Origin of the sequence: Thermomonas sp. (assembly GCF_047606765.1) — a bacterium.
Taxonomy (GTDB): domain Bacteria; phylum Pseudomonadota; class Gammaproteobacteria; order Xanthomonadales; family Xanthomonadaceae; genus Thermomonas.
This window is the reverse complement of sequence record NZ_JASGED010000031.1, coordinates 1-23,205: the sequence shown is the minus strand read 5'-3', so window position 1 is coordinate 23,205 and position 23,205 is coordinate 1. Positions and strand designations below refer to the sequence as shown.

The window sequence follows — 23,205 nt, the reverse complement described above, 5'->3', positions numbered from 1 at the left end:
TCGGCACCTTCTCCCGCCAGCGGGAGAAGGGGAGGCAAAAAAAACAATGGGGAAGGACTTGCGCCCTTCCCCACGTCTTTGGCGGCTTTCGCCACCGGATACAACCTGCGTGTGGATCGACGGCTTACGCCGCCAAAGCGCCCTTGGCCTTTTCGGTCAGGGCCGCAAAACCCGCCGCATCATGCACAGCGATGTCCGCCAGCACCTTGCGATCCAGGGTGATGCCGGCCTTCAGCAGGCCGTTCATGAAGCGGCTGTAGCTCAGGCCGTTCGCACGGGCAGCCGCATTGATACGCGCGATCCACAGGGTGCGGAACTGGCGCTTCTTCTGCTTGCGGCCGATGTAGGCGTATTGCTGTGCCTTGGTGACCGCCTGCTTGGCGACGCGGAAGACCTTGCGGCGGGCGTTGTAGTAGCCCTTCGCAGCCTTCAGGATTTTCTTGTGACGGCGGCGCGCCGTAACACCACGCTTGACTCGTGCCATGTCTTATCCCCTCACAAATACGGCAGCATGCGGTCCAGACGGCCCGCGTCCTCGGCACGAACATGGTTCGTCTGCCGCAGGTTGCGCTTCCGCTTGGTCGCCTTCTTGGTGAGGATGTGGCTCTTGTTGGCGTGGCCGCACTTGTACTTGCCGGAAGCGGTCTTCCGGAAGCGCTTGGCCGCCGCCCGGCTGGTCTTGATCTTGGGCATTGGGAATCCTTGCGATATCTAGAACTGGCTGAGGCGCCGTTTTTTGTGCTTTGTGACTCGCTTTGCTCGTCACGAAGCCCAAAATCCGGGCTTTCCATCCTGCCTTGCCGGTGGGTAAGCCCTTGATCCTGATGGAATCCGGGCGGGTCCTGGGTACTGCAAACAACAAAGCCGGCGAACCGGGCCGCGCATTATGCACGCCGGCGCAAGCCTTTGCAAATCAGCCGGTTAGCACCGCGCCTTCGCTGGTCAGCTTGCCCAACACCTCCAATATGGTCTAATTTGTACAAACTGGACACAATAAAGGTTTTGCCATGCGCACCATCACTGCTTCCGAAGCCAAGCAGGGGCTGGCTGGCGTTCTCGACGCCGCAGCCCGGGAGCCGGTCGTCATCCGGCGCCACGCCCGCGACGTGGCCGTCGTGCTGTCGATGCAGGAATACGAACGCCTCAGCAGGCTCAACGTGGCCGAGTTCCAGCGCTTCTGCGATGCCGTCGGCGACAAGGCCACCAAGACGGGACTGACCGAGGCAAAGCTGGCCGAACTGCTGGCCGACGATGCCTGAGCGCCGCTGCGTCGTTGATACCAATGTGCTGGTCAGCCGCCTGCTGATGCCGGGCGGCACGCCCGCCCGCGCGCTCGACCATGCGCTGGCACGCGGCGTGTTGCTGCTGTCCACAGCCACGCTGACCGAACTGGTCGACGTGCTGTCGCGCCCGGAGTTCGACCCCTACGTTTCACGCCATGACCGTGAGGAGTTCGTCCGCAAGCTGGGCGGCGTGGCGCGCATGGTCGAAATCCGCTGGCGCGATTCGGCTTGCCGCGATCCGAGGGACGACAAGTTCCTGCATGTCGCGGTCAATGGCGAAGCAGAGACCATCATCACCGGCGACGCCGACCTGCTTGCCCTGCACCCCTTCCACTGCGTCAGGATCGTGACGCCGGCGGATTTCCTGCGGGACGACGGCTAAGCCTGTCGTCCACGCATCCCTCATCCGCCTTCTCGACGGGCGACTGCCGGTGTCTCGGTCAGTCAGTCCGGCCCACCGCAATGCGGCGGGCGTCGGCGAGGCGCGAACCAGTGGTTCGCAAGCCGCCTCGCCTCACCCCCGATACTCGCTTGGTGACCGAGACCCCCGGCGATCGCCCATGAGGTTCGGTCGCGAGCCTTACTTCTTCTTCGGCGCAATCATCATCACCATCTGCCGGCCTTCCAGGCGCGGACGGGATTCGATGACGATGTCCTCGCCGAGGTCGGCCTCGATCCGGGCGGCCATTTCGCGGCCCAGTTCCTGATGGCTCATTTCGCGGCCACGGAAGCGGATGTTGACCTTGATCTTGTCGCCTTCGACCAGGAATTCGCGCATCTTGCGCAGCTTGATCTGGTAGTCGCCCTCGTCCGTGACCGGACGGAACTTCACTTCCTTGATCTCGACCTGCTTGGTCTTCTTCTTGGCCTCGTTGGCCTTCTTCTGCAGTTCGAACTTGAACTTGCCGAAGTCCATGATCTTGCAGACCGGCGGATCCGCGTTGGGCTGGATCTCGACGAGGTCGAGCTCCTCGTCCTCGGCCATGCGCAGGGCCTCGTCACGGGACAGGACGCCGATCATTTCGCCATCGCTGCCGATCACGCGCACGCGCGGCACGCGGATTTCCTGGTTCCTGCGGTTCTGCTTGTTGTCGGGGGTACTGATGTTGCGATCTCCAAGGGTTGGCCCCGATCAGGCCGGGTTGGTCGTCGATTCCGGAATCGACAACCGGCTTTCGTGAAGCGGGCGGCTCGTCAGCCGGCCTGCTCCTGTTGCAAACGCAAGGCGAAGTCCGAGGCGGTCATGCTGCCGAGGTCTTCCCCACCCCGCGTACGCACCGACAGGGTGCCGTTTTCCTTCTCGCGATCCCCGACCACCAGCAGGTACGGCACGCGCTGCAGCGTGTGCTCGCGAATCTTATAGCCGATTTTTTCGTTCCGCAAATCGGAAATGACCCGGAAGCCTTGATTCGCAAGGGTTTTCCGGGCGGCCTCGACGGCATCGGCCTGGGCATCGGTGATGTTCATGATGACCGCCTGCACCGGGGCCAGCCAGGCGGGGAACTGGCCGGCGTGGTGCTCGATCAGGATGCCGATGAACCGCTCCATCGAACCCACGATGGCCCGGTGCAGCATCACCGGGTGCCGCTTCTGGCTGTTTTCATCGACATATTCCGCACCCAGCCGGCCCGGCATCATGAAATCGACCTGCATGGTGCCGAGCTGCCAGGTGCGGCCAATGGCGTCCTTCAGGTGGTACTCGATCTTCGGGCCGTAGAACGCGCCCTCACCCGGCAGTTCCTGCCATTCCACGCCGGAGGCACGCAGGGCGGAGCGCAGGGCGTCCTCGGCCTTGTCCCATGTGGCGTCATCGCCAAGGCGGGATTCGGGGCGCAGGGCGATCTTGATCTGGATCTCTTCGAAACCGAAATCCGAATACACCTTCAGCGCCTGCTCGTGGAAGGCGCGCACCTCGGATTCGATCTGCGATTCCATGCAGAACACATGCCCATCGTCCTGGGTGAAGCCGCGCACGCGCAGGATGCCGTGCAGCGCGCCGGACGGCTCGTTGCGATGGCAGCTACCGAACTCACCGTAGCGGATCGGCAAGTCGCGATAGCTGTGCAGGCCCTGGTTGAACACCTGCACATGGCCGGGGCAATTCATCGGCTTCACCGCATACGTCCGCTTCTCGGACTCGGTGAAGAACATGTTGTCCTTGTAGTTGTCCCAGTGGCCTGACTTCTTCCACAGCTCGACATCGAGGATCTGCGGGCAGCGCACTTCGCCGTAGCCGGTATCGCGATAGACACGGCGCATGTACTGCTCGACCACCTGCCAGATGCTCCAGCCCTTCGGGTGCCAGAACACCAGCCCCGGCGCTTCTTCCTGCAAATGGAACAAGTCCTGCTGCTTGCCGATCTTGCGATGGTCGCGCTTCTCGGCTTCCTCGATGCGCTGGATATAGGCCTTGAGCTGCTTCTCGTCCGACCACGCGGTGCCGTAGATGCGCTGCAACTGCTCGTTCTTCGAGTCGCCGCGCCAGTACGCGCCGGAGATGCGCGTGAGCTTGAACGCCTTGAGGAAGCGCGTGTTCGGCACGTGTGGGCCGCGGCACATGTCCACGTATTCCTGATGGTGGTACAGGCCCATTGCGGTGACTTCCGGGCCCATGTCGTCGATCAGGCGCAGCTTGTAGTCCTCGCCGCGACGCATGAACACGTCGATGACTTCATCGCGCGGCGTCATCTTCTTGACGACGTCGTAGTCCTGCGCGATCAGTTCCTTCATGCGCTGTTCGATGGCGACGAGGTCTTCCGGCGTGAACGGGCGCTCGGAATGCACGTCGTAATAGAAGCCTTCCTCGATGACCGGGCCGATCACCATCTTCACGTCGGGATAGAGCTGCTTGACCGCATGGCCGACGAGGTGGGCGCAACTGTGGCGGATGATCTCCACGCCTTCGGCATCCTTGGGCGTGATGATGCGCAAGCGGGCGTCACGGTCGATGGTGTCGCAGGCATCGACCAGGCGGCCATCGACCTCGCCGGCCACGGTGGCTTTCGCCAATCCCGCGCCGATGGACTGGGCGACCTGCATGACGGAAACGGGGGCATCGAACTGGCGCTGGGAGCCGTCGGGGAGCGTGATGTTGATCATTGGCTTGTTTCTCTCCCACTCCCGCCACGCGGGAGAGGGTTGGGATGAGGGCAGAAAACGAAAAAGGCGCCGAGGCGCCTTTCGAATCAATGTCGAATGCGTCGGCGGATTCAGCGTTGGGAGATGGTAGTGCTCATGTCGCACGCTCGACCGGCGTTTCCGCAGGTCACCTCTGGCGTCTGCATGCGAAGTGGTTCCAGCACCACGCCGTTGCTCTCATTCGAGCCGGCGTGGTGGGCGGTACAGGGTTCGAACCTGTGACCCCCACCATGTCAAGGTGATGCTCTACCGCTGAGCTAACCGCCCTGAAACCCCTTCGCGGGGCGCGAATTGTAGCCCGGTGCGGGTGGGCGGACAAGCGCTGCTGTCTCGTCATTCCGGCGAAAGCGGCATCTTTTCGCGGACGGATGTCCGCGTATCCAGCTTTTTCGATATCTCGAACCAGACAGAGCTGGATCCCGGCTTCCGCCGGGATGACGGCCTAGATCACTACAGCGCCGCCTCCCGCAGCTTGCGGATCTGATCGCGCACGCGGGCGGCATCCTCGAACTCCAGGTCGCGGGCGTGCTGGTGCATCTTCTGCTCCAGTTCCTTGAGCCGCGCCGCCTGCTGCTGTGGCGACAGCCGCAGGTATTCCTGCGCAGGTGTATCCACGCGGCGCGCCTTGCCGCGGCCCTTCAGCTCGCCCGGCTCGGCGCGGGCGCCTTCCATCACATCCACCACCGCACGCTGCACCGACTGCGGGGTGATGCCGTGTTCGGCGTTGTGTTCCAGCTGCTTCTGCCGGCGGCGGTCGGTTTCGTCCAGCGCTTTCTGCATCGAATTGGTGATGCGGTCGGCGTACAGGATCGCCTTGCCGCGCAGGTTGCGGGCGGCGCGGCCGATGGTCTGGATCAACGAACCGGCGCTACGCAGGAAGCCTTCCTTGTCGGCATCGAGGATCGCCACCAGCGACACTTCCGGCATGTCCAGACCCTCGCGCAGCAGGTTGATGCCGACCAGCACGTCGAACACGCCCAGCCGCAGGTCGCGGATGATTTCCACGCGCTCCACCGTCTCCACGTCGGAATGCAGGTAGCGCACCTTCACGCCGTGCTCGGACAAGTATTCGGTCAGGTTCTCGGCCATGCGCTTGGTCAGGGTGGTGACCAGCACGCGGTCACCGATTGCCACGCGCTCGCGGATTTCGCCCAGCAGGTCATCCACCTGTGTCGCCACCGGACGGATTTCCACCGGCGGATCGACCAGCCCGGTCGGACGCACCACCAGTTCCACGATCTCATCGCCTGCCTCGCGCAATTCGTAGGGGCCGGGCGTGGCCGACACGAACACGCTGCGCGGCGCGCGTTCTTCCCATTCCTCGAAGCGCAGCGGGCGGTTGTCCAGCGCCGACGGCAGCCGGAAGCCGAACTCCACCAGCGTTTCCTTGCGCGAGCGGTCGCCCTTGAACATCGCGCCGATCTGCGGAATGGTCACGTGCGACTCATCGACGACCAGCAGCGCATCCGCCGGCAGGTAATCGAACAGCGTCGGCGGCGGCTCGCCCGGCGCAGCGCCGGTGAGGTGGCGCGAATAGTTTTCGATGCCGTTGCAGTAGCCGACCTCGGCCATCATCTCCAGATCGAACTGGGTGCGTTGCTGCAGGCGCTGCGCCTCGACAAGTTTGTTGGCGGCATACAAGTGTTCCAGCCGTTCGCGCAGCTCGATCTTGATCGTCTCCACCGCGCTCAGCGTGCGCTCGCGCGGGGTGGCGTAGTGGGTCTTGGGATAGACCACGTAGCGCGGCAATCGGCGCAGGATTTCACCGGTCAGCGGATCGAACATCGACAGTTGTTCGATCTCGCCATCGAACAGTTCGATGCGCAGGGCTTCCAGGTCGGATTCCGCCGGGAACACGTCCACCGTCTCGCCGCGCACGCGGAAGGTGCCGCGATCCAGCACCAGCTCGTTGCGCGAATACTGCAAGGTGGTCAGGTGCCGCAGCAGTTCGCGCTGGTCGATGCGCTCGCCGCGCGACAGGATCAGCCGCATCGCCAGATAGTCCTCCGGCGCGCCCAGGCCGTAGATCGCCGACACCGAGGCAACGACGATGGTATCCCGCCGCGACAGCAGCGCCTTGGTCGCCGCCAGCCGCATCTGCTCGATGTGGTCGTTGATCGAGCTGTCCTTCTCGATGTAGGTGTCGCTGGACGGGACGTAGGCTTCCGGCTGGTAGTAGTCGTAATAGCTGACGAAGTACTCCACCGCGTTGTGCGGGAAGAACGCCTTGAACTCGCCGTAGAGCTGCGCCGCCAGCGTCTTGTTGTGCGCCATCACCAGCGTCGGCTTCTGCACCTGCTGGATCACGTTGGCCATCGTGAAAGTCTTGCCGGAGCCGGTGACGCCCAGCAGCACCTGCTTCGCCAGCCCGCTTTCGAAGCCGGCCACGAGTTTTTCGATGGCCTGCGGCTGATCCCCGGCTGGCTGGTAGGGCGACACCAGCTGGAAGCCGGCGGAAGCGGTGGTCAGGTCGAGGTCGGAAGGCGTGGTCTGGCTCATCGGCGGGGGCAAGCGACGGTCAACCGACGAGTTTACGCGGATGCGGAGTTTTCCTACCCCCGCATCGGGGGAATCCCGATGCCGCGCAGCCAGCGGCACGGCAAGACTGGCCTCCAGTCCACCGGGAGTTGCGCCATGCGTCGAAGTGCCGGTTTCACCCTGATCGAACTGATGACCACCGTGTCGGTGCTGGCAGTCTGCGCCGGCATCGCCCTGCCCTCGATGGCGGCGATGATCGAGCGTCAGCGCACTTCGGCGGCGATCTCGTCGCTGACAGCCCACATGCAATTGGCGCGGATGGCGGCAGTCAGCCACAACAAGCGTGCCGTGCTCTGCCCGTCTGATGACGGCAGGAACTGCGCCGCAGGCACCGACTGGAGCGGCGGCTGGATGCTGTTCCTGGACAACGACGGCAACCGCATGGCTGATGCGCAGGACGACATCCTGCGCGTGGAGCAAGCCCCCACCAGCCAGCACTTGCGCGTGGTCAGCACTGCCGGGCGTCAGCAACTGCGCTACCTGCCCGATGGGCGCAGCGCCGGCACCAACCTGACCATTTCGATCTGCAACCAGAAGGCCGAATTGCTGGGCCGGGTGATCGTCAACAACGGCGGCAGGCCGCGCAGCGAGCGCCCCAGCGCGGCGACGGCTTGCCCGGGTTGATACCCCCACAGCCGCGCCTTTCTTGACACGCCCCGCCCAATGCGCATCATACACACCAGTAGCGCGCAACTGATCCGCGCGCTGCGGTCCGCCGGATGGACGCTGGATCGCGTCAACGGCTCGCATCATGTGTTCACCAAGCCCGGCTACCGGCCCGTCGTGGTTCCACACCCCAGGAAATCGCTGGGCAAGGGGCTGGCTGCTGCCATCCGGCGACAGGCCGGCCTGTGAGAACTGCCATGCGATACCCCGTACTGATCGAACCCGGCACCGCATCCACCGCCTTCGGCGTGGTCGTGCCCGACCTGCCCGGCTGCTTCAGTGCTGGCGACACTCTGGACGAAGCCCTGCTGAACGCGGAAGCCGCCGTTGCCATGTGGATCGATGCCGCACTCGACCAGGGCCAGGACATCCCGCCGCCATCGCCACTGGAAGCAGTGCGCCGGCTGCGCGGTTACAAGAGCTGGGCAGTGGCCCTGGTGTCGGTGGACCCCACGGCACTGGACGACAGCATTGAGCGCGTCAACATCACCCTGCCCCGACGTGTGTTGCGCAGGCTGGACTTGCGCGCCAAGGCCGCCGGGGAAACGCGCTCTGGCTTCATTGCCAGGCTGGCACTGGGCTGACGGCTTGCCCACCCCGAAGCGGGCGACTACAATGCGCTCCCCCGCCCGAATAGCTCAGCCGGTTAGAGCACTTGACTGTTAATCAGGGGGTCGTTGGTTCGAGTCCAACTTCGGGCGCCAGATACGCAAAACAAAACCCGCCGAAAGGCGGGTTTTGTTTTGGTTGCAGCAGTAGCCTGGTTACCAGCAGCTTGCCACGGTGCCGGTGCCGCTCTCGCCTTTGGTGCCGACTTGATCCAACGTCAGGGTGCCGCATTCCGGATCGTTCTGGCTTCCGCTGATGGGTGCGGCCGACAACGTATAGGTCTTGGCTGTGAGGTTGCTGCGGGCAAGCGTGTAGTACTTGGTGACTTCCGCATCGCATCCACCGATGGCAGGCGCGCCGGTGTAACTCAGGTTGGTCGTGTAATAGCGCTCCATGAATTGCGCGTTCTGCATCAGGCAAGCCGCTGCCGCCGAGCGCCGGGTCTTGATTACATGATTCAGGTAGCTGGGCAGGGCAACGCTCGCAAGGATGGCAATGATCGCCACGACGATCATCAATTCGACCAACGTGAAGCCCCCGGCTGCACGCGCGTAGCCGGGGAGTTGAGCCGTAACGTTCTTCTTAGCTGCCATTGATCAACTCCCTCCAGGAAACACGCTTGGCTAGCCCCTGCGCCGAATTGGTCTTGGTGATCTTGCTGGTACCGTCGTCCAGGCTGGTGTACATGGTGTTGCCAATGAAAATCGGATTGTTCGGGCCACTGTCATAGGTGATGCCCGAATAAGGGGTGCCATTGCTCTGGTCACCATCATCGCCCACGGTACCGTCTCCGTCGTTGTCGAAGAACGCCTTGCTCAGCCTCCCTCCGGTAAACGGATTGATGGCCATGGTGTAGCCCTTGCCACTGGGTGAACATGGGTCGCTGCTATCCGGGTAGCGGCTGGTTCCAATCAGGTCCAGCCCCTGGAAGAAATTGGGGACGACCATGCGCTCGCCCTTGTTGGTGCCGCCGCTCACCTTCAGGTCCATGTACCAGCCTCGCATGCTGGTGTCCAGGCTGGTGTTCTCTTCGATGATGCGCCCCTTCTCATCCTCCAGCAGGATGGAAATCTCTTCCAGCGCGCTCTTGCCGCTGATCAAGGTTCCGCTGTCGATCAAGCCATACCAGGTCTGCACATTGGCATTTGAAGCGGCATTGATGTCCGCAAGGCTCAGGAACCTGCCAGTGCCAAAGAACACCCAGGTCTGCAGCGAGTTGTTGGGGTTCTTTGCAACGAGTGGCGCAACCGTGATGGGCTGGGTGCTGCCGGCTGCAAAAATCTTGCTGGCGGTACCCGCCGTGATGTTGAACTTCCACAGGTCGCCATTCATGTCGCCGGCATAGGCGGTGTCGAAATTGCCGTCGTTGTCTGCATCCCAAACGTTGACCGGCCCCAGCCCATTGTCCGCGCCCGTGCCCGCCGTGATCGAACCATCGTTGGCACCCGTCTTGATGTCCAGCGCAATGAGGGTGGAACCGCCACCCGATGCATTGGGGCCATTGCCAAGGAATACACGCCAGTCACCATCCGCTACCTTGGCAATCATGGGCTTGCCCAGACTGTTGCCCAGGGCCGTGATGTCCGACGCGCTCTTTTCCCATAGCAAGGATGGGCTGCTGGGATTGGTCACGTCCAGCGCGAACACGGCCTTGCCACCGCGCCCCATGGTGGCCACCAGGATGGTCTTCCAGGTGGTGCCATCCTTCACGTCCGCCACGGTGATCTCGCCATCCATGGAAAAGGCGTGGTCGTAATCCGGGCTCCAGTTGGGATAGAGGTTGGAAGTCGCGTCATTTTGCTTGAGCACCGCCATCGCCGCAGTGGGCATGAAGGCGAAGATTTCCGTGCCCGTGTTTGCATTGAAGGCATGCAGCATGCCGTCGTTCGCACCCACATAGACCACCGGTGTGCGTGATGCCTGCGCCGTCAGGAACGAGGCGTAGGCCGAATCCGACTTGTACAGGCCGGAATTGGGCGCGCCCACATAGACCGGCTGGGAGTTGATGATGTCACCCAGCATGCCCTTGCGATTGCGCAGGGCACCGCCGTATTGGCGCTCCTGGCTGCGGTCGCCCAGCAGATACTTGAGCTGGGCATCGGTGAGTGACGAAAGCGCAGATGGCTTGCTCACCGTCGGGCTGGTCAGCACCGTGTAATTGCTCCAGTTGCTGATGAAATTGACCAACGTGCCGCCGCTGTTATAAAGCAATTTGCGCTTGCTGTAGTCATTGGTGGTGGATGAGCCGGTCAACCAGGTGGCGGCATCCCACTGTTCGGTCAGTTCGCCGGTGCTGACATCCACGCTACTGGCGATCAGCCGCCCGCCCCAACCGCTGGACATGTATTTGGCCTGATAGGCATAGCTACCCGTATCGAGCCGCGTACTGTTGCTGGCAAAGGAGCCACCCGAGCCACTGATGTCATCCGTGATCTTGCTGAACGCCTTGGTCAAGCCCTCGATCATGGCCTGGCCATTGTTGGCCAGGAACATGTTGTTGGGCAGGTAGTAATTACCCCCCTTGCCGGTTGCATTGGACGCGGAGTTGTCACCCAGCCCGGTTGCCGTTCCCGCCATCTGGGTCGCGCTTGACCACAGGCTGCGGTTGTTCGTGAACCACGTCAGGTCATGCCGCGCCGCATTGCCGTTGGCGTCCCAATCAACGGCAGGAATGGCGTAGCCGCCGTATTTGGTGGCGTTGTAATACTGGTTGGTCGTGCTTTGATACAACTGCTGCTGTTCGACCACGTCCACCCAATAGGTACTGATCGTCTGGCCCCGCTTTGCACCTGCCGACCCGTCGGAAACATCCGTGTTCGGCACGTCGGGGCGGATGTCGTTGATGTGCGCCCAATAGGCAAGGCCCGCCACGTTCATGCGCGTGTCGGTGTTTGTGCCTTCCGTGTAGCCACGCCAAGCGGCCACATTCACGCCGTCGTCGTTGTTCAGGCTGGCGGCATCACCTTCGTAACTCGTATGGGTGTCGCCGATCCCCAGCATGACCGTCGCCTGGCATTTGTACTGGATCGGGTCACCCGCCGCGCCCACGGTCAGATTGTTCGCACTCCACGCACTTGCCGCCGCATTCGACCCGGTCTTGTACCAATCCTCGATGACCGGAAACCCATCCGCGTACTGATAGCGCGTCAGAGAGGACACAAGCGGGCCGAATGCGCTGAACTCGGGAACATTGCCACTGCCCCGCAAATACAACAATGCAGCGTAGAACATCTCGCTGAGGTTGTCGTACGACTTGAGTTCGCCAAAGCCGGTGTTGATCTGCCCAAACCGGTTGATGTAATTGATGACGCCGCTGTACTGAATCTGGCATTGACTGCCATCAGGGGCCGCGACCAGCAAGCAGGTACCAATGCGCTCAGACGTACTTGCTGCATCCGCACTGTCCGGGTTATTCAGGATAACGCCCGTACTCGGGTCCCATTCTGGATTGTCGATGCCGGTCTGGCGCGCCTTGTCCGGATACAGCTTTTCACCCGCCAGGACGGGGCCCAGGAACTTCTGGCGCGCGCGCATGACGCCGCCGTTCCGGTTCACTCCGCTCTGCGCAAGATAGCTGAACAGGCTGTAGCGGATCTTCTTGGCATTCCATTGCAGCAAGCCTTCCGGCTTGTAGTAGCTACCGTATTGGGTGCAGATGTCGCGGGTATCCAGCGAACCGTCGCAGACCTTGACCCTGACACTCACCGCATAGATCTTGTCTCTGCCGTAAACGGTGTGCGTGTAGTAATTGGTGCCCCGGACTGTATAGGCGTAGCTGCAACCCGTCTCGCCTGTGGCGCACGCCGTGGTATTGGTAACAGTGACCGTAGCTGCGTCAGGCAATGCATGAAACGCAGGGTTATAGGGCAAAGCCGGCCCGTCGCCATCGGCCGTTGTCTGCTGATCACTTGTCACGGGGAGAGGAATAGCCTGAGGGTTGGCGTAACTCTCAGAATCACCAAGATCGCCATCTGCGGACGGCATGAACCACATCTGGCTGCGCAAGCCGCCGACCCGGGTATTCATCCCCGCTGTCTGCACCGGCGCATAACTGCCGGCTGATGCCGCAATACGCCGCAACTTGGTATAGCCATTATCCCAACGGTCGGAGTTGCCTTTCTCCAGGTAGGTCACGTTTGCCATCTCGCTGGTGCCTGCCGCCGGCGTGCCGTCCGCCGGGCGATGCACGCGATAACCGCCCGTCAGTGCCAAACGGAAGGTATCCACCGCCTGCATGGCGGCCCAGTTCATGAAGTTGCCGCTCCACAACCGCTGGGTGACGACGCCACCCGTCCCCGAGCAGGTTCTGCCCGTGCCTGCCGCCTTGACCGGATAGAAATAGCGGTTGGCTTCGGTTGCATCATAGTGATATGCATAACAAAGCCCGGGGTTGAAATAACCGGTGTATTCCGTTGCGCCGCTGTAGGGGGCAGCGGCATCCCCCTTGCCTGGCTCGTTGGCATGGGTGACCACGGTGGGCCATTCCACCGACGGCACCAGCACGATATTGCCGGGCACGCTGCCAAGCCCCAACGGCTTGTTGTCGATGGTGACGCCGGACACGACCGGGAAGGAACAGATACCCGCAAGCAACCCCGCCGCCACTGCGGAGAGGAACTCCTTGCGTGACCGACGACGCCCCAGACGCCCAGCATCCATTTGCAAGTTCTTCATCACAACCCCCGCATCAAATCCAGTTCGGCCCGTCTTCACGGTAATCATCAACGCACCACCACATTGCCCTGCAGCACCACGACCGATCGGTCACCGTTGACGCTGGCGTCATGACTGCGCGCAAAGATGCGGTACATGGCTTCGCGTATCACGCCACTGCTGCCGCCGTACTGGTTGGCGCTGGCGCTTTGATTCAAGCCAAGATCCTGCGCGCTGTCGCGCAAGCCCATGAACTGCACGTAGTACTGCGGCGCACCTGCAGACTTGTTTGCGGTGCCAAGTGCGTCCGTTGCGGTGAACCAGCACGCCTGCTTCAGGTTAGTGACAGACGCGCAGGTGCCGCCGCCGGTGTAGGCGTCCGCCGGTGTCACGCAATTGGCATCCGTGATCGTTCCGACACTGTTCGGGTCGTCTCCGCACCTGGCACCAATCACATGACCCAGGCCGTTCGCCTGCACGGCAGCACGCACCGTTGCTTCTGCTTCGCGCAGGGCCGATTCCGCCTGCTGGAACGCCAGGCTGCGGTCATACATGTTGGCGCTCATGCGTTCTTCAAGCAGGCTGCCACGCAACACGGCAAGCCCCAGCAGGGTCATCATGACCAGCAACAGCAGCACCACCAGCAGTGAAACACCGGACTGGTGCCGGACTGATGTCATCGAGACGCGGTTCATAGGGTACGGTTCCGCAAGGCAACAATATGTTGGATCGTCCGTTCCAGTGGTGTGCCACTGGTAGTGGCCTGGCTGGCAGCGGCGGTTTCACGCAGCGTCAAACGCACACGCACGGCGCTCACCTCGCCCCATTGCGTATCGGTGGACAGGCTGCCGGCGCTCACGTAGCTGCCGCCATGCAGGTACTGGATCTGCATGTCCTTGACGCCTTCCACGATCTCTTCGGCATCGCTACCGTTGATCTGGCGATACAGGGAATAGCCATTGGTCGCATCGGCGTCCGGGTCACGCACGAACCAGCGCACGCCCAGCATGCGGCTGATCGCCGAAAACTTCGGGAACTGATACTGCGCTGCGGTGCCGGCACAGGTGCTTGTACCTGGCTGCGGCAGATAAGCACAGGCATTGGCGGACGAAGAAGTGTCCACGCTTACGGACGTTGCAGTCGGGCTTGATGCCTTGAAAATGCCGAAGACCTTGGCATCGCAGATCATCAGGATATCGCCCGCCGTATAAGTCTGGCTGGGCGTGTAGGCAAAAGCGCTGGTACCGACCGCAGTTGTCGTATGCACGTCATCGCCCGTGCGGACAAGCTCGATGGCATCCGTCCCGGAGACTTGCCCGGTCAAACCACTGCCGTCGTAACCATACAAGGCACGATTCCAGTTGGCGTACCACGTTGTGGCCGCATTGGTCACGATGTTGGCCGCAGACGTGGTGACATCGCAGGGACTGCCCCCTGCCTCACGAATATCGCGCGCCATCATTTCAAAGGCGATCTGCGAACTTTCCTGTATGCGCCCCAGGCTTTGCGACGCCTGGTAACTGCGCTTGTTGGAATGAAAAATGCCAAAGGCAGCGCCCAGCACCAGCAAGCCCAGCACCATGGCGATCATCAATTCAATCAGGCTGAAGCCGGCGTTGCCGCGCGCACGGCCTGCCCCAAACTTCCCGGTCATGGTTGCATGGTTCATAGGGATGCCACCGTGACCGTCTGTTGGGTACTGCTGCCTGCAGCTCCGCCAAGGCCCTTGCCGCGCGAATCGTCCCACTGCACGGTCACCGTGCAGGTACTACCGTTGGTGGTTGCATTGACGACGCATGCCACCTGTCCACAGGTGGTGGTATCCGTGCTGGTTCCCATGGCTGCCTTCAATGCACTGATCCAATCATTGACCTGAGCCTGCGCCAATGCTGTTGTGGCGGAGGCATCGGAAGCAGGTGCCACGGCGGCACAACGCATGCTTCCGGTTGAATAGGCGGTGGCATTGCTTCTGTCTGCGCGGATGGCATCGAGAATGGCATAGCTCTGGATCACGGCCTGGCTGCGCTCCAGCGAGCTTTGCCCGTTGCGCAAGGCAGTCGCCTGCATCGCTGCGATGCCAAGCAGGCCAACACTCAGGATCAGCACTGAAACCAATACCTCGATCAGGCTGACGCCAGACTGCCTGAATCCCTTCATGGGCAAACCCCCGAGTTGGATGCGGCAACCGTGTTCACGCGGCTACCGGCGGCAATGCTGATGTTGCGCATGTTCTCTGCTGGATACGTGGTGGGAATACAGACGGTGAATGTAGCGGCCAGCAGGCCACCTGATGCGTTGCGTGCCAGCCCGTCCGCGCGAAACTCGATGCTGGCGGCAGGCCCCTTGACCTGTACCGGAGACTTGGAATTGCCAACGCGCAAAACCTCCGAAATGCCTGCGCCATTTTTTACGCCGGTGACCCACATGGTCCATTCCCCGTCTGCGGATGCACAGGCGGTTCCGTTTTCGCTCCTGCACAGCAAAACCGCGCGGTTGCGGCGCAATGCCTCCGAACGTGCCATCTGGATATCGGCGACCAGACCATTGGCCTGGGTCAACAACCGGTTGCTGTTGATTAGCGCGCGCATGCTGGGAACCGCAATCATCGCCAGAATGCCGATGACCGCCACCGTCACCATCAGCTCGACAAGCGTGAACCCGCCGGACTGGCGTGGTGTTCCAACAAATTGGTTAGGTACGGACGCCATGCGCCTCCCTCCTCGGACGGGTGGAAAATAGCCGGGTGACGCGCCCGGGTCATCCATAACCGGATGACCGGCACGATCCGGGGCCCCAGCGGCAGGCTCCCCTCGCCCGCCAGCCCGTGCATGATAGCGGCATGCCATCCAAGCCGCCGATCACCGCCACGTCCGAAGACGCCCCGCTCAGTGCCCTGTGGCGGCCCACCGTGCTGATCGCGGTGGTGCTGGCCGGCGAGGCGCTGGCGCTGATCCTGGCACTGGCCCCCGGGCAACCGCCGGGCGGGCGGCTGGTGCTGTTCGGGTTGGCATCGCTGGGCATCCAGTGGGTACTGGTGACCAGTCTGTGCGCGCTGTACCTGCTACGGCACGTGCTGGCACGGCTGACGCCGCCACGGCTGGCCTGGGTGTGCCTGGGCCTGCTGCTGGCAACCAGCTTTCTGGTGGCGCATGCCGCATGGCGGCTGTTGCAGCAGACGGGCGGCACCGGCGAGCAGAGCACCAACTTCGTGCTGCGGATGCTGGCGCTGGCACTGGTGGTGGGGCTGATCGGGCTTTTGACCTACCAGAATTACTGGCAGTCACGGCAGCTTGCGGTGCGCGCCAAGCAACTGCAGCTGGAAGCGCTGCGCGCGCGCATCCGCCCGCACTTCCTGTTCAACACGCTCAATACCGGCGCGGCGCTGGTGCATGCGCGCCCGTTCGATGCCGAACGCCTGCTGCTTGACCTTGCCGACCTGTTCCGCGCGGCGCTGCGCGGGCCGGAGCTGGTGCCATTGGCCGAAGAAATCGAGCTGACCCGCCGTTACCTTGAAATCGAGGAACTGCGGCTTGGCGAACGCCTGCAAGTGCGCTGGCAGTTGCCCGATGCAATGCCCGAGGTGACCGTGCCGGTGCTCTCGCTGCAGCCGCTGGCGGAAAACGCGGTGCGCCACGGCATCGAACCGGTGCCGGGCGGCGGCGGCATCGACATCCGCATCACGCAGGAACCGGGCTGGCTGCGCATCGAAGTGGAAAACGACATGCCCGGCGACGGCAGCAGTGGACAGGGCGGTCATCGCATCGGGCTGGATTCCGCGCGCCAGCGCATCCGCGCGCTGGGCGATGGCCATGCCGACGTGGAAACGCGACAGACCGAGGATGGTCGTCATCTGGCGACCACCCGATTGCCGTTGCCCTGAAGTTGGATCAGGCCACCACGCGATAGCAGGGCCGGTATTCGCCCGCGATCTTCATGCGCCGCTGTTCTACGAAGGCACGCAGCAGCGCGTCCAGCGCCTGCATGATGTCGGTGTCGCCATGGATTTCGAATGGGCCGTATGCCTCGATCCGGCGCATGCCGTCTTCCTTGACGTTGCCGGCAACGATGCCGGAGAACGCTCGGCGCAAATCAGCGGCCAGTTCGTGCGGCTTGCGACCGTGATGCAGGTCCAACCCAGCCATCAATTCATGGGTGGGCATGAACGGCTGCTGGAACGCGAGCGGCACGTGCATCGCCCAGTTGAAGAAGAACGAATCCTTCTGCGCGATGCGCTGCTCGCGCACCTTGCGGATGCCGGCCTCCATGTGGCGGGCCACGGTGACCGGATCGGCGACGACAATTTCGTACAACTCCGCCGCCTTGTCGCCCAGCGTCAGGCGGATGAACTTGTCGATCTGCTCGAAGTACGGCGCGGCACCGACCGGGCCGGTGAGGATCAGCGGGAAGCGACGCCCGGCGTTTTCCTCGCGCAGCAAAATGCCCAGCAGGTACAGGATTTCCTCGGCGGTGCCCACGCCACCGGGGAACACGATGATGCCATGGGCCATGCGGACGAAGGCCTCCAGGCGCTTCTCGATGTCCGGCATGATGACCAAGTGGTTGACGATGGGATTGGGCGATTCCGCCGCGATGATCCCCGGCTCGGTGATGCCGATATAGCGGCTGCGCCGGCGACGCTGCTTGGCGTGGGCAATGGTCGCGCCCTTCATCGGCCCCTTCATCGCACCCGGGCCGCAGCCGGTGCAGATGTCCAGCCCGCGCAGGCCCAGCTCGTAGCCCACCTGCTTGGTATAGACGTATTCCTCGCGACCAATCGAGTGACCACCCCAGCACACCACCAGATTGGGATCGGCGGGCTGCAGCACGCGCGCGTTGCGCAGCAGGCGGAACACGGCATCGGTGATGCCGGAGGAGTCATCCAGATCGTCATCGCCAATCGATTCGATGGCGGTGAATGCCAGATCACGCACCACCGCGAACAACAGCTCGGCCACACCGCGGATAATGTGACCATCGACGAAGGCCATCGCCGGCGCGTTGCGCAGCTCAATGCGCACACCGCGATCCTGCTGCAGCACCTGGATGTCGAAGTCGGGATACAACTCCTGCGCGGCGCGCGGGTCATCGGACGCACTGCCGGAGGTCAGCACCGCCAGCGCGCAGCGGCGCAGCAGGTCGTGCATGCCGCCGGAGGCGTCACGCAGGCGCGCGACCTCCTCGCGGCTGAGCACGTCCAACCCGCCCTTCGGATAGATGTGCGCATCGACAGTGGGCAGCGTGGAACCGGGGATTTGCGTGGCCGCATCCTGCGGCGAATGTGTGGTGTTGTTCATAGGCCGAGGAGTCTAGCGCACGGCCGGGGATTACGCGGGTCAGGGGTATTCGCGGCGGACGTGGAGGACAGCCGTAATTTCAATGCTCGCCGCCTTCACCTCGTACACGACGCAATAGTTGGAATGCGGCAACAGTTCGCGGGTGCCAGGCACCCGTCCTTGACGCCCCATGTACGGGAACTGCGCAAGCGGCTGCGTAATCTCCACGATTCGATCAACAAGCGCCTCTGCCGCCGACGGATTCCATTCCGCGATGAACGCGGCAATGCCACTCAGGTCGTCGATCGCTTCGGACAGCCAGATAACTGGCAGCATCAGGCAGATTTCTTGCGATTGGCCGCAACCTGCGCAATTGTCGCGCGCACTCGTGCAATCGCTTCATCGTGCGGAACCCTTGGACGGTCGCTTTTCATGGCAGCCTGCACCTTCGCCCGGAACCAGCGGTCGTAGCTTTCCGCCTGTTCTTCGGTCTCGAACTCGGAAACGCGGGGGTCAAGTTTCTTTTCGGTCATGACGGCGATCCGTGTCACTGATGCGCACAGCATACGCCCAAACAAAAACGCCTGGGTTTCCCCGGGCGTTTTGGTGGTATGCGTGCTGATCTGAAGGATTGGCCCACACTGTTCAAGTCGATGTCGCAATGGGTTGCGGCACCAGTTTCAAGCCCAGCGCATGCATCACCTTGTTCACCGTGGCAAAGCTCGGGTTGCCGGTTTCGGACAGGGAACGGTACAGCGCCTCGCGTGCCAGGCCCGTATCACGGGCAAGTTGCGTCATGCCGCGCGCGCGGGCGACATCGCCCAACGCTGCAGCAAGCAATGCGGGGTCGTTGTCCTCCATCACCATGGCAAGGTAACCCGCAATCATTTCTTCGCTGTCGAGGTAATCGGCAACATCGAACACCTTCATGTCGGAAATCTTGGCCATTGTTCAGTCCTCCAAACTCGCAGCCAGCTTCCTGGCTGCTTCAATGTCACTGGCCTGCGTGGACTTGTCTCCGCCCCCCAGCATCAATATCACTTCCGTTTCCCGCTGGATGTAATACATGCGCCAACCGGGGCCGAAGTGTTCACGCATCTCACACACACCGTCACCTACGGGCTGCACATCACCCAGCAAGCCAAGTTCAACCTTCTTCAGCCGCTTCAACAGCCGCAGCTTGGTCATGCTGTCACGCAAGCCGTTGAACCATGCTTCGAATGCTTCGTGCTTGCGAATGGTGAACATGCAGACACTTGTAACTTATGGGTTACATAAATGTCAAGCATGCAAACCGACCGCCAGACCAAAGACAGAGCCGCGCGTCAGCAGGCGGCATGCAGATTCCATTGATCTGCCCAAACGAAAACGCCCGGGTTTTCCCGGGCGTTTTGATGGTGCGGTGTTGTGCGGTGGATCAGAACTCGTACTTGAAGCCCACCTGCACGGACCACTGCGAGACGCCCACATTGAAGCCGTCGCCATCGTTGTTGGCGACGGTCGGGTCGCTGGTATAGGTGTAGTTGTAAACGTACTTGCCGTTGTAGATGCCTAGCAGGCCTGCGGTGCTGGCATCAGCGTAGAAGCCGTAGTCGTAGATGCGGCCCCAATCCTTGTTGAGCATGTTGCCGACGTTCTGGATGTCGACCCAGATCTGTGACTTGTGGCCTTGGGCGAAACCCGGCAGCTCCTGGCTCAGGCGCAGGTCGAAGGTATTGACGAAGCCGGTGCGGAAGGCATTGGCCGGCGCATAGCTGCCGGCGTAAGCCGCCACTTCCGGATGCTTCTCCAGCCACGCGAAGAACGCATTTTCCGCCGTTGGATTCGCGGTATAGACGCCCGCGCTGGTGAGGGTGCCGAACAGCACATCGCCACGACCGGCCGGGATGTAGAGCAAGTCGTTGTAGGAAACGCCATCGCCATTGGCATCGTTGTAATAGACATAGCTGAACGGACGACCGCTGCGCCCCTCGTACACCAGGCCCGCGCGGGTTTCGTAGTCGCCGAAGAACTTGTGCTTCCAGTTCAGCGCAGCGCTGAAGCGATCCTTGATCGCGTAGCGCGCATTGGACGCGACGTCCTCGCCCACGTTGAAGGCATAGGTATTGGAGTAGCTGGAACTGGCCACCGAGCTGGTCAGGCCCTGGACTTCCGTCGCGTTGGTGTAGGTGTAGGCCAGACTCCACGACCAATCACTGCCCTTGTCGAAGGGCTTGTTCAGGCTGAACGTGAGCTGCTGGCTCTTGCCCTTGCTGGTGTTGTCGATCACGTCGATGGCGGTGAAGCGCGCATCGCCGCCGTACTGGCCGTCCGAACTCGACCAGGCCTTGCCGGTCTTGGCCGGGTTCCAGTACAGGGTGCGGCCATCCGGCCCCACGAAGCCGGAACCAAGGTTGAGGCGGTGGTAGAACAGGCCATTGTTCACGTCGGTCAACAGCAGCTCGGCCGAACCAACGATGCCATACCACGGCAGTTCGTGCTCGAACGCGAGGTTGGCCTTCCACACCGACGGCAACTTGAAGTCAGGCGCAGTGAAGTTGACCGTCATCTTGCAGTTCGAGGCGGTGTTCGGATACGGCGTGCAGCCCAGCTCGGTCTGATCGTTGCCGTCCGGATTGAAGGGCAGATCCGCGCGATAGGCGGTGGCCGTCGTGGTGATGTAGTTGTAGCCATTGTTGGAATAGACATTGCTCACCCACACCTGCGGCGCGTCGCCCTGGAACAGGCCCACGCCACCCCGCAGCTGCATCGGGCGCTCGCTGTCAAAGGTGTAGTTGAAGCCCAGGCGCGGCTGGAGCAGAAAATCGCCGCTATAGATCCTGGTGTTGTCGTAACCGAAGACCTGATAGGCCAGCTCGTTGTACGGCGGAGCCGGGCTGGCATCTGGACGATCACCGCGCAGGCCGAAGGTCAGCGTCAGATTCGGGGTCGCGTACCAAGTGTCCTGCACGAACAGCGCGAGGTTGGTGGCCTCGTACTGGGCCGGAATCGAGCCATACAGACCCGGCTCGATGGCGGCACGGTAGTTGTAGGTTGTCCACGTGCCGTCATTGAACGCCGTCAGCGGGTGGTTGCCGTCGGCATCCGCGGCACCTGCCCAGAAGGTGTACGCACCGAAGGTCTGGCGACCGTAGTAGTTGTAGATGTCGTTGCTGCTGTACTGCGCACCGAACTTGATGTCGTGGTCGCCCAGCGTCAGCGTGCCGGCACCGTAGTAATCCCACGTCTTGGTGAGGAGGATGTTGTTCTGGGAGTTGATTTCGGTACCTAGGTACAGCGAGTCGCCGCCGACGGAGGTGGCGCTGCCGGCGAAGTAGATCTGGATGCTCGGCGCATTGGTCGGATAGTCGCGCACCGCCGAGTAATCGCGGTAGCTGGCCTTGAATTCGGTGCTGAAGTTGTCGCTCCAGTCGCTGAACACCTGGGCCACGTAGCTTTCCACGCTCTTGTTGTGCTGATACCAGTACGAGCTGAGCGACACGGCCGAGCTGCTCATGCCGTTGATGCGCAGCTTGCTCTGGTCGAGCTTGCTGTAGCGGAAGCTGGCGCGGTGGTCGTCGCTGATGTTCCAGTCCAGCTTGAGCGCGTACTCCTCCAGTACGGTGTTAGCGTCGCTGCTCAGTTCGCCCGCTTCGATCCCATATTTGCTCGAAGCGATCTGCTTTGCCAGGGCGACATCGGCCTCGGTGATGTGGCCGGTGGTTGTCTTGCCCAGCGCGGTGCTGCTCAGGTCGGTGCTCGGCGCTTCCTGCTTGTACTTCTCGTAGTTGGCGAAGAAGAACAACCTGTCCTTGACGATGGGGCCACCGAAGGTGGCACCATAGGTTGCCTCCTTCTCGAAACCGGTGAAGTCGGCGCGGGTACCGCTGGTGACGCCATAGGCCAGAGGATTCTTGCCGAACCAGTCGCCGTCGCGCATGTTGCCGTACAGCGAGCCGTGGAATTCGTTCGTGCCCGACTTGGTGACGGCGTTGACATTGGCACCGGCTGCACCGGCGATGGTCACATCGTAGTTCGACAGGTTGATGTCGAGAGCCTCGATGGCCTCCATGCTCACCGGCTGGCGCTTGGTCGGCATGTTGTTACCTTCCAGGCCGAAGGTGTCGCTGGCCGAAACGCCGTCGATGTTGATGGAGTTGAAGCGGGGGTTCTGTCCACCGGCAGAGATGGTGCCGGAGGCGCGATCGACGAAGGCCACACGTGGGTCGAGGCGCATGTAGTCCTGGATGTTGCCGCCGATCGAAGGCAGCGCCTTCAAGGTGTTCTGGTCAACGCTGGTGCCGGAGCCCATCTTGGTGGCCGAGAACACCGACGAACCCGCGACGCCCACCGCGACCACCGAATCAAGGGTGGTCACGCTGTTGTTGAGCTGCGCGTTGATCGTGTTGACCTGATTCAGGCTCAGATACACGTTGTCCTCTGTATCCGTACCCGCACCCGCCTTGTTGACGACGATGGTGTACGGGCCACCCACGCGCAGGCCGCGTGCGTTGTAGCGGCCGCTGGCATCGGTCACCGCGCGGCTGACCGTGCCGGATTCGACGTGGGTGATGGTGACCTCGGCGCCTGCGACGGGCTGGCCGTCGGCACCGACGACCTGGCCACCGACGCCGGCGGAGGTGCTCTGCGCGAAAACAGGAGCCGCGGCAAGCGCGACCATCAGGCCCAGCGACAGCTTGGAAAGCCGGACGCGGTTCGGGTAAGTCATGGCGGATAACCTCTGGTTATTTGGCTGTTACGGTTTTGGATGACAACGGGCGATGTACGGCAATGAGCCGACCCGCCCGCCTTGCGACGGTTGTCGGCGAATTGTCTGGAAACCTGGCGCATACCCCGGCGCACGGTTCACCAAAGTTTAACACGGTAAACCCGGCGAATGACCGTCTGATGACAGCAAAACGACCGCGATCACACCGCGCTAAGGAAGCTCTGAACAACTCTCGAAACGTCATCCCGGCGAAAGCCGGGATCCAGCTTTTTCAGTGACTTACCAAACAGCTGGATTGGACAAACATTCGTTTGTCAGAAGCAGCCGGCTTTCGCCG

Annotated in this window: 23 protein-coding genes and 2 tRNA genes; 7 read left to right on the top strand and 18 right to left on the bottom strand. The window is 62.3% G+C overall.

The window, feature by feature from the left end; translation table 11 throughout:
* Positions 1-124 precede the first annotated feature (124 nt).
* Together rplT and rpmI are read right to left on the bottom strand one after the other, a co-directional pair.
* Positions 125-484 carry a 50S ribosomal protein L20 gene (gene rplT, locus QM612_RS03330; protein WP_415252478.1) on the bottom strand — a complete coding sequence of 120 codons (360 nt, stop codon included), beginning with the start codon at positions 482-484 and terminating at the stop codon, positions 125-127.
* An 11-nt stretch (positions 485-495) separates the two neighbouring features.
* Positions 496-693 (bottom strand): 50S ribosomal protein L35, encoded by a 198-nt coding sequence (gene rpmI, locus QM612_RS03325; protein WP_415252477.1) that lies wholly within the window; start codon positions 691-693, stop codon positions 496-498.
* Between the two features lie 314 nt (positions 694-1,007).
* On the opposite strand from rpmI, the gene QM612_RS03320 reads away from it, so the two are divergent.
* Positions 1,008-1,259: a type II toxin-antitoxin system Phd/YefM family antitoxin gene (locus QM612_RS03320; protein ID WP_415252476.1), complete on the top strand. Its 252-nt coding sequence runs from the start codon at positions 1,008-1,010 to the stop codon at positions 1,257-1,259.
* Positions 1,252-1,665, top strand: a complete 414-nt coding sequence (locus QM612_RS03315) for a putative toxin-antitoxin system toxin component, PIN family (RefSeq protein ID WP_415252475.1) — start codon at positions 1,252-1,254, stop codon at positions 1,663-1,665. Before QM612_RS03320 ends, QM612_RS03315 begins: the two co-directional genes overlap by 8 nt.
* Before the next feature lie 198 nt (positions 1,666-1,863).
* Here QM612_RS03315 and infC read toward each other — a convergent pair whose 3' ends face one another.
* The 4 genes from infC to uvrB all read right to left on the bottom strand — a co-directional run bounded on the left by infC (position 1,864) and on the right by uvrB (position 6,920).
* On the bottom strand, positions 1,864-2,388 hold the full coding sequence (gene infC / locus QM612_RS03310) for a translation initiation factor IF-3 (RefSeq protein WP_415252492.1): 525 nt from the start codon (positions 2,386-2,388) through the stop codon (positions 1,864-1,866).
* Positions 2,389-2,477: 89 nt separating this feature from the next.
* Positions 2,478-4,382, bottom strand: coding sequence for a threonine--tRNA ligase (thrS, locus tag QM612_RS03305; protein ID WP_415252474.1), 1,905 nt, complete (start codon positions 4,380-4,382; stop codon positions 2,478-2,480).
* 231 nt (positions 4,383-4,613) lie between these two features.
* Positions 4,614-4,688: transfer RNA gene (locus QM612_RS03300), tRNA-Val, on the bottom strand.
* Positions 4,689-4,871: 183 nt separating this feature from the next.
* Positions 4,872-6,920, bottom strand: a complete 2,049-nt coding sequence (gene uvrB / locus QM612_RS03295; protein ID WP_415252473.1) for an excinuclease ABC subunit UvrB — start codon at positions 6,918-6,920, stop codon at positions 4,872-4,874.
* A 135-nt stretch (positions 6,921-7,055) separates the two neighbouring features.
* Here uvrB and QM612_RS03290 point away from each other — a divergent pair, with 135 nt between their 5' ends.
* The 4 genes from QM612_RS03290 (at position 7,056) to QM612_RS03275 (ending at position 8,329) form a co-directional block, all read left to right on the top strand.
* The gene (locus tag QM612_RS03290; protein ID WP_415252472.1) at positions 7,056-7,583 is read left to right on the top strand and encodes a GspH/FimT family pseudopilin; all 528 of its coding nucleotides are present in this window, start codon (positions 7,056-7,058) and stop codon (positions 7,581-7,583) included.
* 39 nt (positions 7,584-7,622) lie between these two features.
* Entirely contained in the window at positions 7,623-7,814 is a 192-nt protein-coding gene (locus QM612_RS03285; protein WP_415252471.1) for a type II toxin-antitoxin system HicA family toxin, read from the top strand.
* An 8-nt stretch (positions 7,815-7,822) separates the two neighbouring features.
* On the top strand, positions 7,823-8,209 hold the full coding sequence (locus tag QM612_RS03280; RefSeq protein WP_415252470.1) for a type II toxin-antitoxin system HicB family antitoxin: 387 nt from the start codon (positions 7,823-7,825) through the stop codon (positions 8,207-8,209).
* A 43-nt stretch (positions 8,210-8,252) separates the two neighbouring features.
* Positions 8,253-8,329, top strand: a tRNA-Asn gene (locus tag QM612_RS03275).
* A 60-nt stretch (positions 8,330-8,389) separates the two neighbouring features.
* Here QM612_RS03275 and QM612_RS03270 read toward each other — a convergent pair.
* Genes QM612_RS03270 through QM612_RS03245 form a run of 6 tightly spaced genes read right to left on the bottom strand, consistent with a single transcriptional unit; the run spans position 8,390 to position 15,595 of the window.
* Complete coding sequence (locus tag QM612_RS03270; protein WP_415252469.1) at positions 8,390-8,827, bottom strand: type IV pilin protein; 438 nt, start codon at positions 8,825-8,827, stop codon at positions 8,390-8,392.
* Positions 8,817-12,956 carry a pilus assembly protein gene (locus QM612_RS03265; protein WP_415252468.1) on the bottom strand — a complete coding sequence of 1,380 codons (4,140 nt, stop codon included), beginning with the start codon at positions 12,954-12,956 and terminating at the stop codon, positions 8,817-8,819. The genes QM612_RS03270 and QM612_RS03265 overlap by 11 nt, the downstream gene beginning before the upstream one ends.
* The gene (locus QM612_RS03260; protein ID WP_415252467.1) at positions 12,956-13,567 is read right to left on the bottom strand and encodes a PilX N-terminal domain-containing pilus assembly protein; all 612 of its coding nucleotides are present in this window, start codon (positions 13,565-13,567) and stop codon (positions 12,956-12,958) included. The genes QM612_RS03265 and QM612_RS03260 overlap by 1 nt, the downstream gene beginning before the upstream one ends.
* An 11-nt stretch (positions 13,568-13,578) precedes the next feature.
* Positions 13,579-14,556, bottom strand: a complete 978-nt coding sequence (locus QM612_RS03255) for a PilW family protein (protein ID WP_415252466.1) — start codon at positions 14,554-14,556, stop codon at positions 13,579-13,581.
* The gene (gene pilV, locus QM612_RS03250) at positions 14,553-15,044 is read right to left on the bottom strand and encodes a type IV pilus modification protein PilV (protein WP_415252465.1); all 492 of its coding nucleotides are present in this window, start codon (positions 15,042-15,044) and stop codon (positions 14,553-14,555) included. Before pilV ends, QM612_RS03255 begins: the two co-directional genes overlap by 4 nt.
* On the bottom strand, positions 15,041-15,595 hold the full coding sequence (locus QM612_RS03245; RefSeq protein WP_415252464.1) for a GspH/FimT family pseudopilin: 555 nt from the start codon (positions 15,593-15,595) through the stop codon (positions 15,041-15,043). The genes pilV and QM612_RS03245 overlap by 4 nt, the downstream gene beginning before the upstream one ends.
* 131 nt (positions 15,596-15,726) lie before the next feature.
* Here QM612_RS03245 and QM612_RS03240 point away from each other — a divergent pair, with 131 nt between their 5' ends.
* A complete protein-coding gene (locus QM612_RS03240; RefSeq protein ID WP_415252463.1) occupies positions 15,727-16,767 on the top strand; it encodes a sensor histidine kinase in 1,041 nt (346 codons plus the stop codon).
* Positions 16,768-16,774: 7 nt separating this feature from the next.
* On the opposite strand, the gene ppnN is transcribed toward QM612_RS03240, so the two are convergent.
* From ppnN to QM612_RS03210, 6 genes are all read right to left on the bottom strand, one after another.
* The gene (gene ppnN / locus QM612_RS03235; protein WP_415252462.1) at positions 16,775-18,181 is read right to left on the bottom strand and encodes a nucleotide 5'-monophosphate nucleosidase PpnN; all 1,407 of its coding nucleotides are present in this window, start codon (positions 18,179-18,181) and stop codon (positions 16,775-16,777) included.
* Between the two features lie 39 nt (positions 18,182-18,220).
* Positions 18,221-18,496 (bottom strand): type II toxin-antitoxin system RelE/ParE family toxin, encoded by a 276-nt coding sequence (locus QM612_RS03230; RefSeq protein ID WP_415252461.1) that lies wholly within the window; start codon positions 18,494-18,496, stop codon positions 18,221-18,223.
* Positions 18,496-18,693, bottom strand: a complete 198-nt coding sequence (locus QM612_RS03225) for an antitoxin (RefSeq protein ID WP_415252460.1) — start codon at positions 18,691-18,693, stop codon at positions 18,496-18,498. Before QM612_RS03225 ends, QM612_RS03230 begins: the two co-directional genes overlap by 1 nt.
* 112 nt (positions 18,694-18,805) lie before the next feature.
* Positions 18,806-19,108: an addiction module antidote protein gene (locus tag QM612_RS03220; RefSeq protein ID WP_415252459.1), complete on the bottom strand. Its 303-nt coding sequence runs from the start codon at positions 19,106-19,108 to the stop codon at positions 18,806-18,808.
* 3 nt (positions 19,109-19,111) lie between these two features.
* The gene (locus QM612_RS03215; RefSeq protein ID WP_415252458.1) at positions 19,112-19,408 is read right to left on the bottom strand and encodes a type II toxin-antitoxin system RelE/ParE family toxin; all 297 of its coding nucleotides are present in this window, start codon (positions 19,406-19,408) and stop codon (positions 19,112-19,114) included.
* Positions 19,409-19,577: 169 nt separating this feature from the next.
* Complete coding sequence (locus tag QM612_RS03210) at positions 19,578-22,868, bottom strand: carboxypeptidase regulatory-like domain-containing protein (RefSeq protein ID WP_415252457.1); 3,291 nt, start codon at positions 22,866-22,868, stop codon at positions 19,578-19,580.
* Positions 22,869-23,205: the final 337 nt, after the last annotated feature.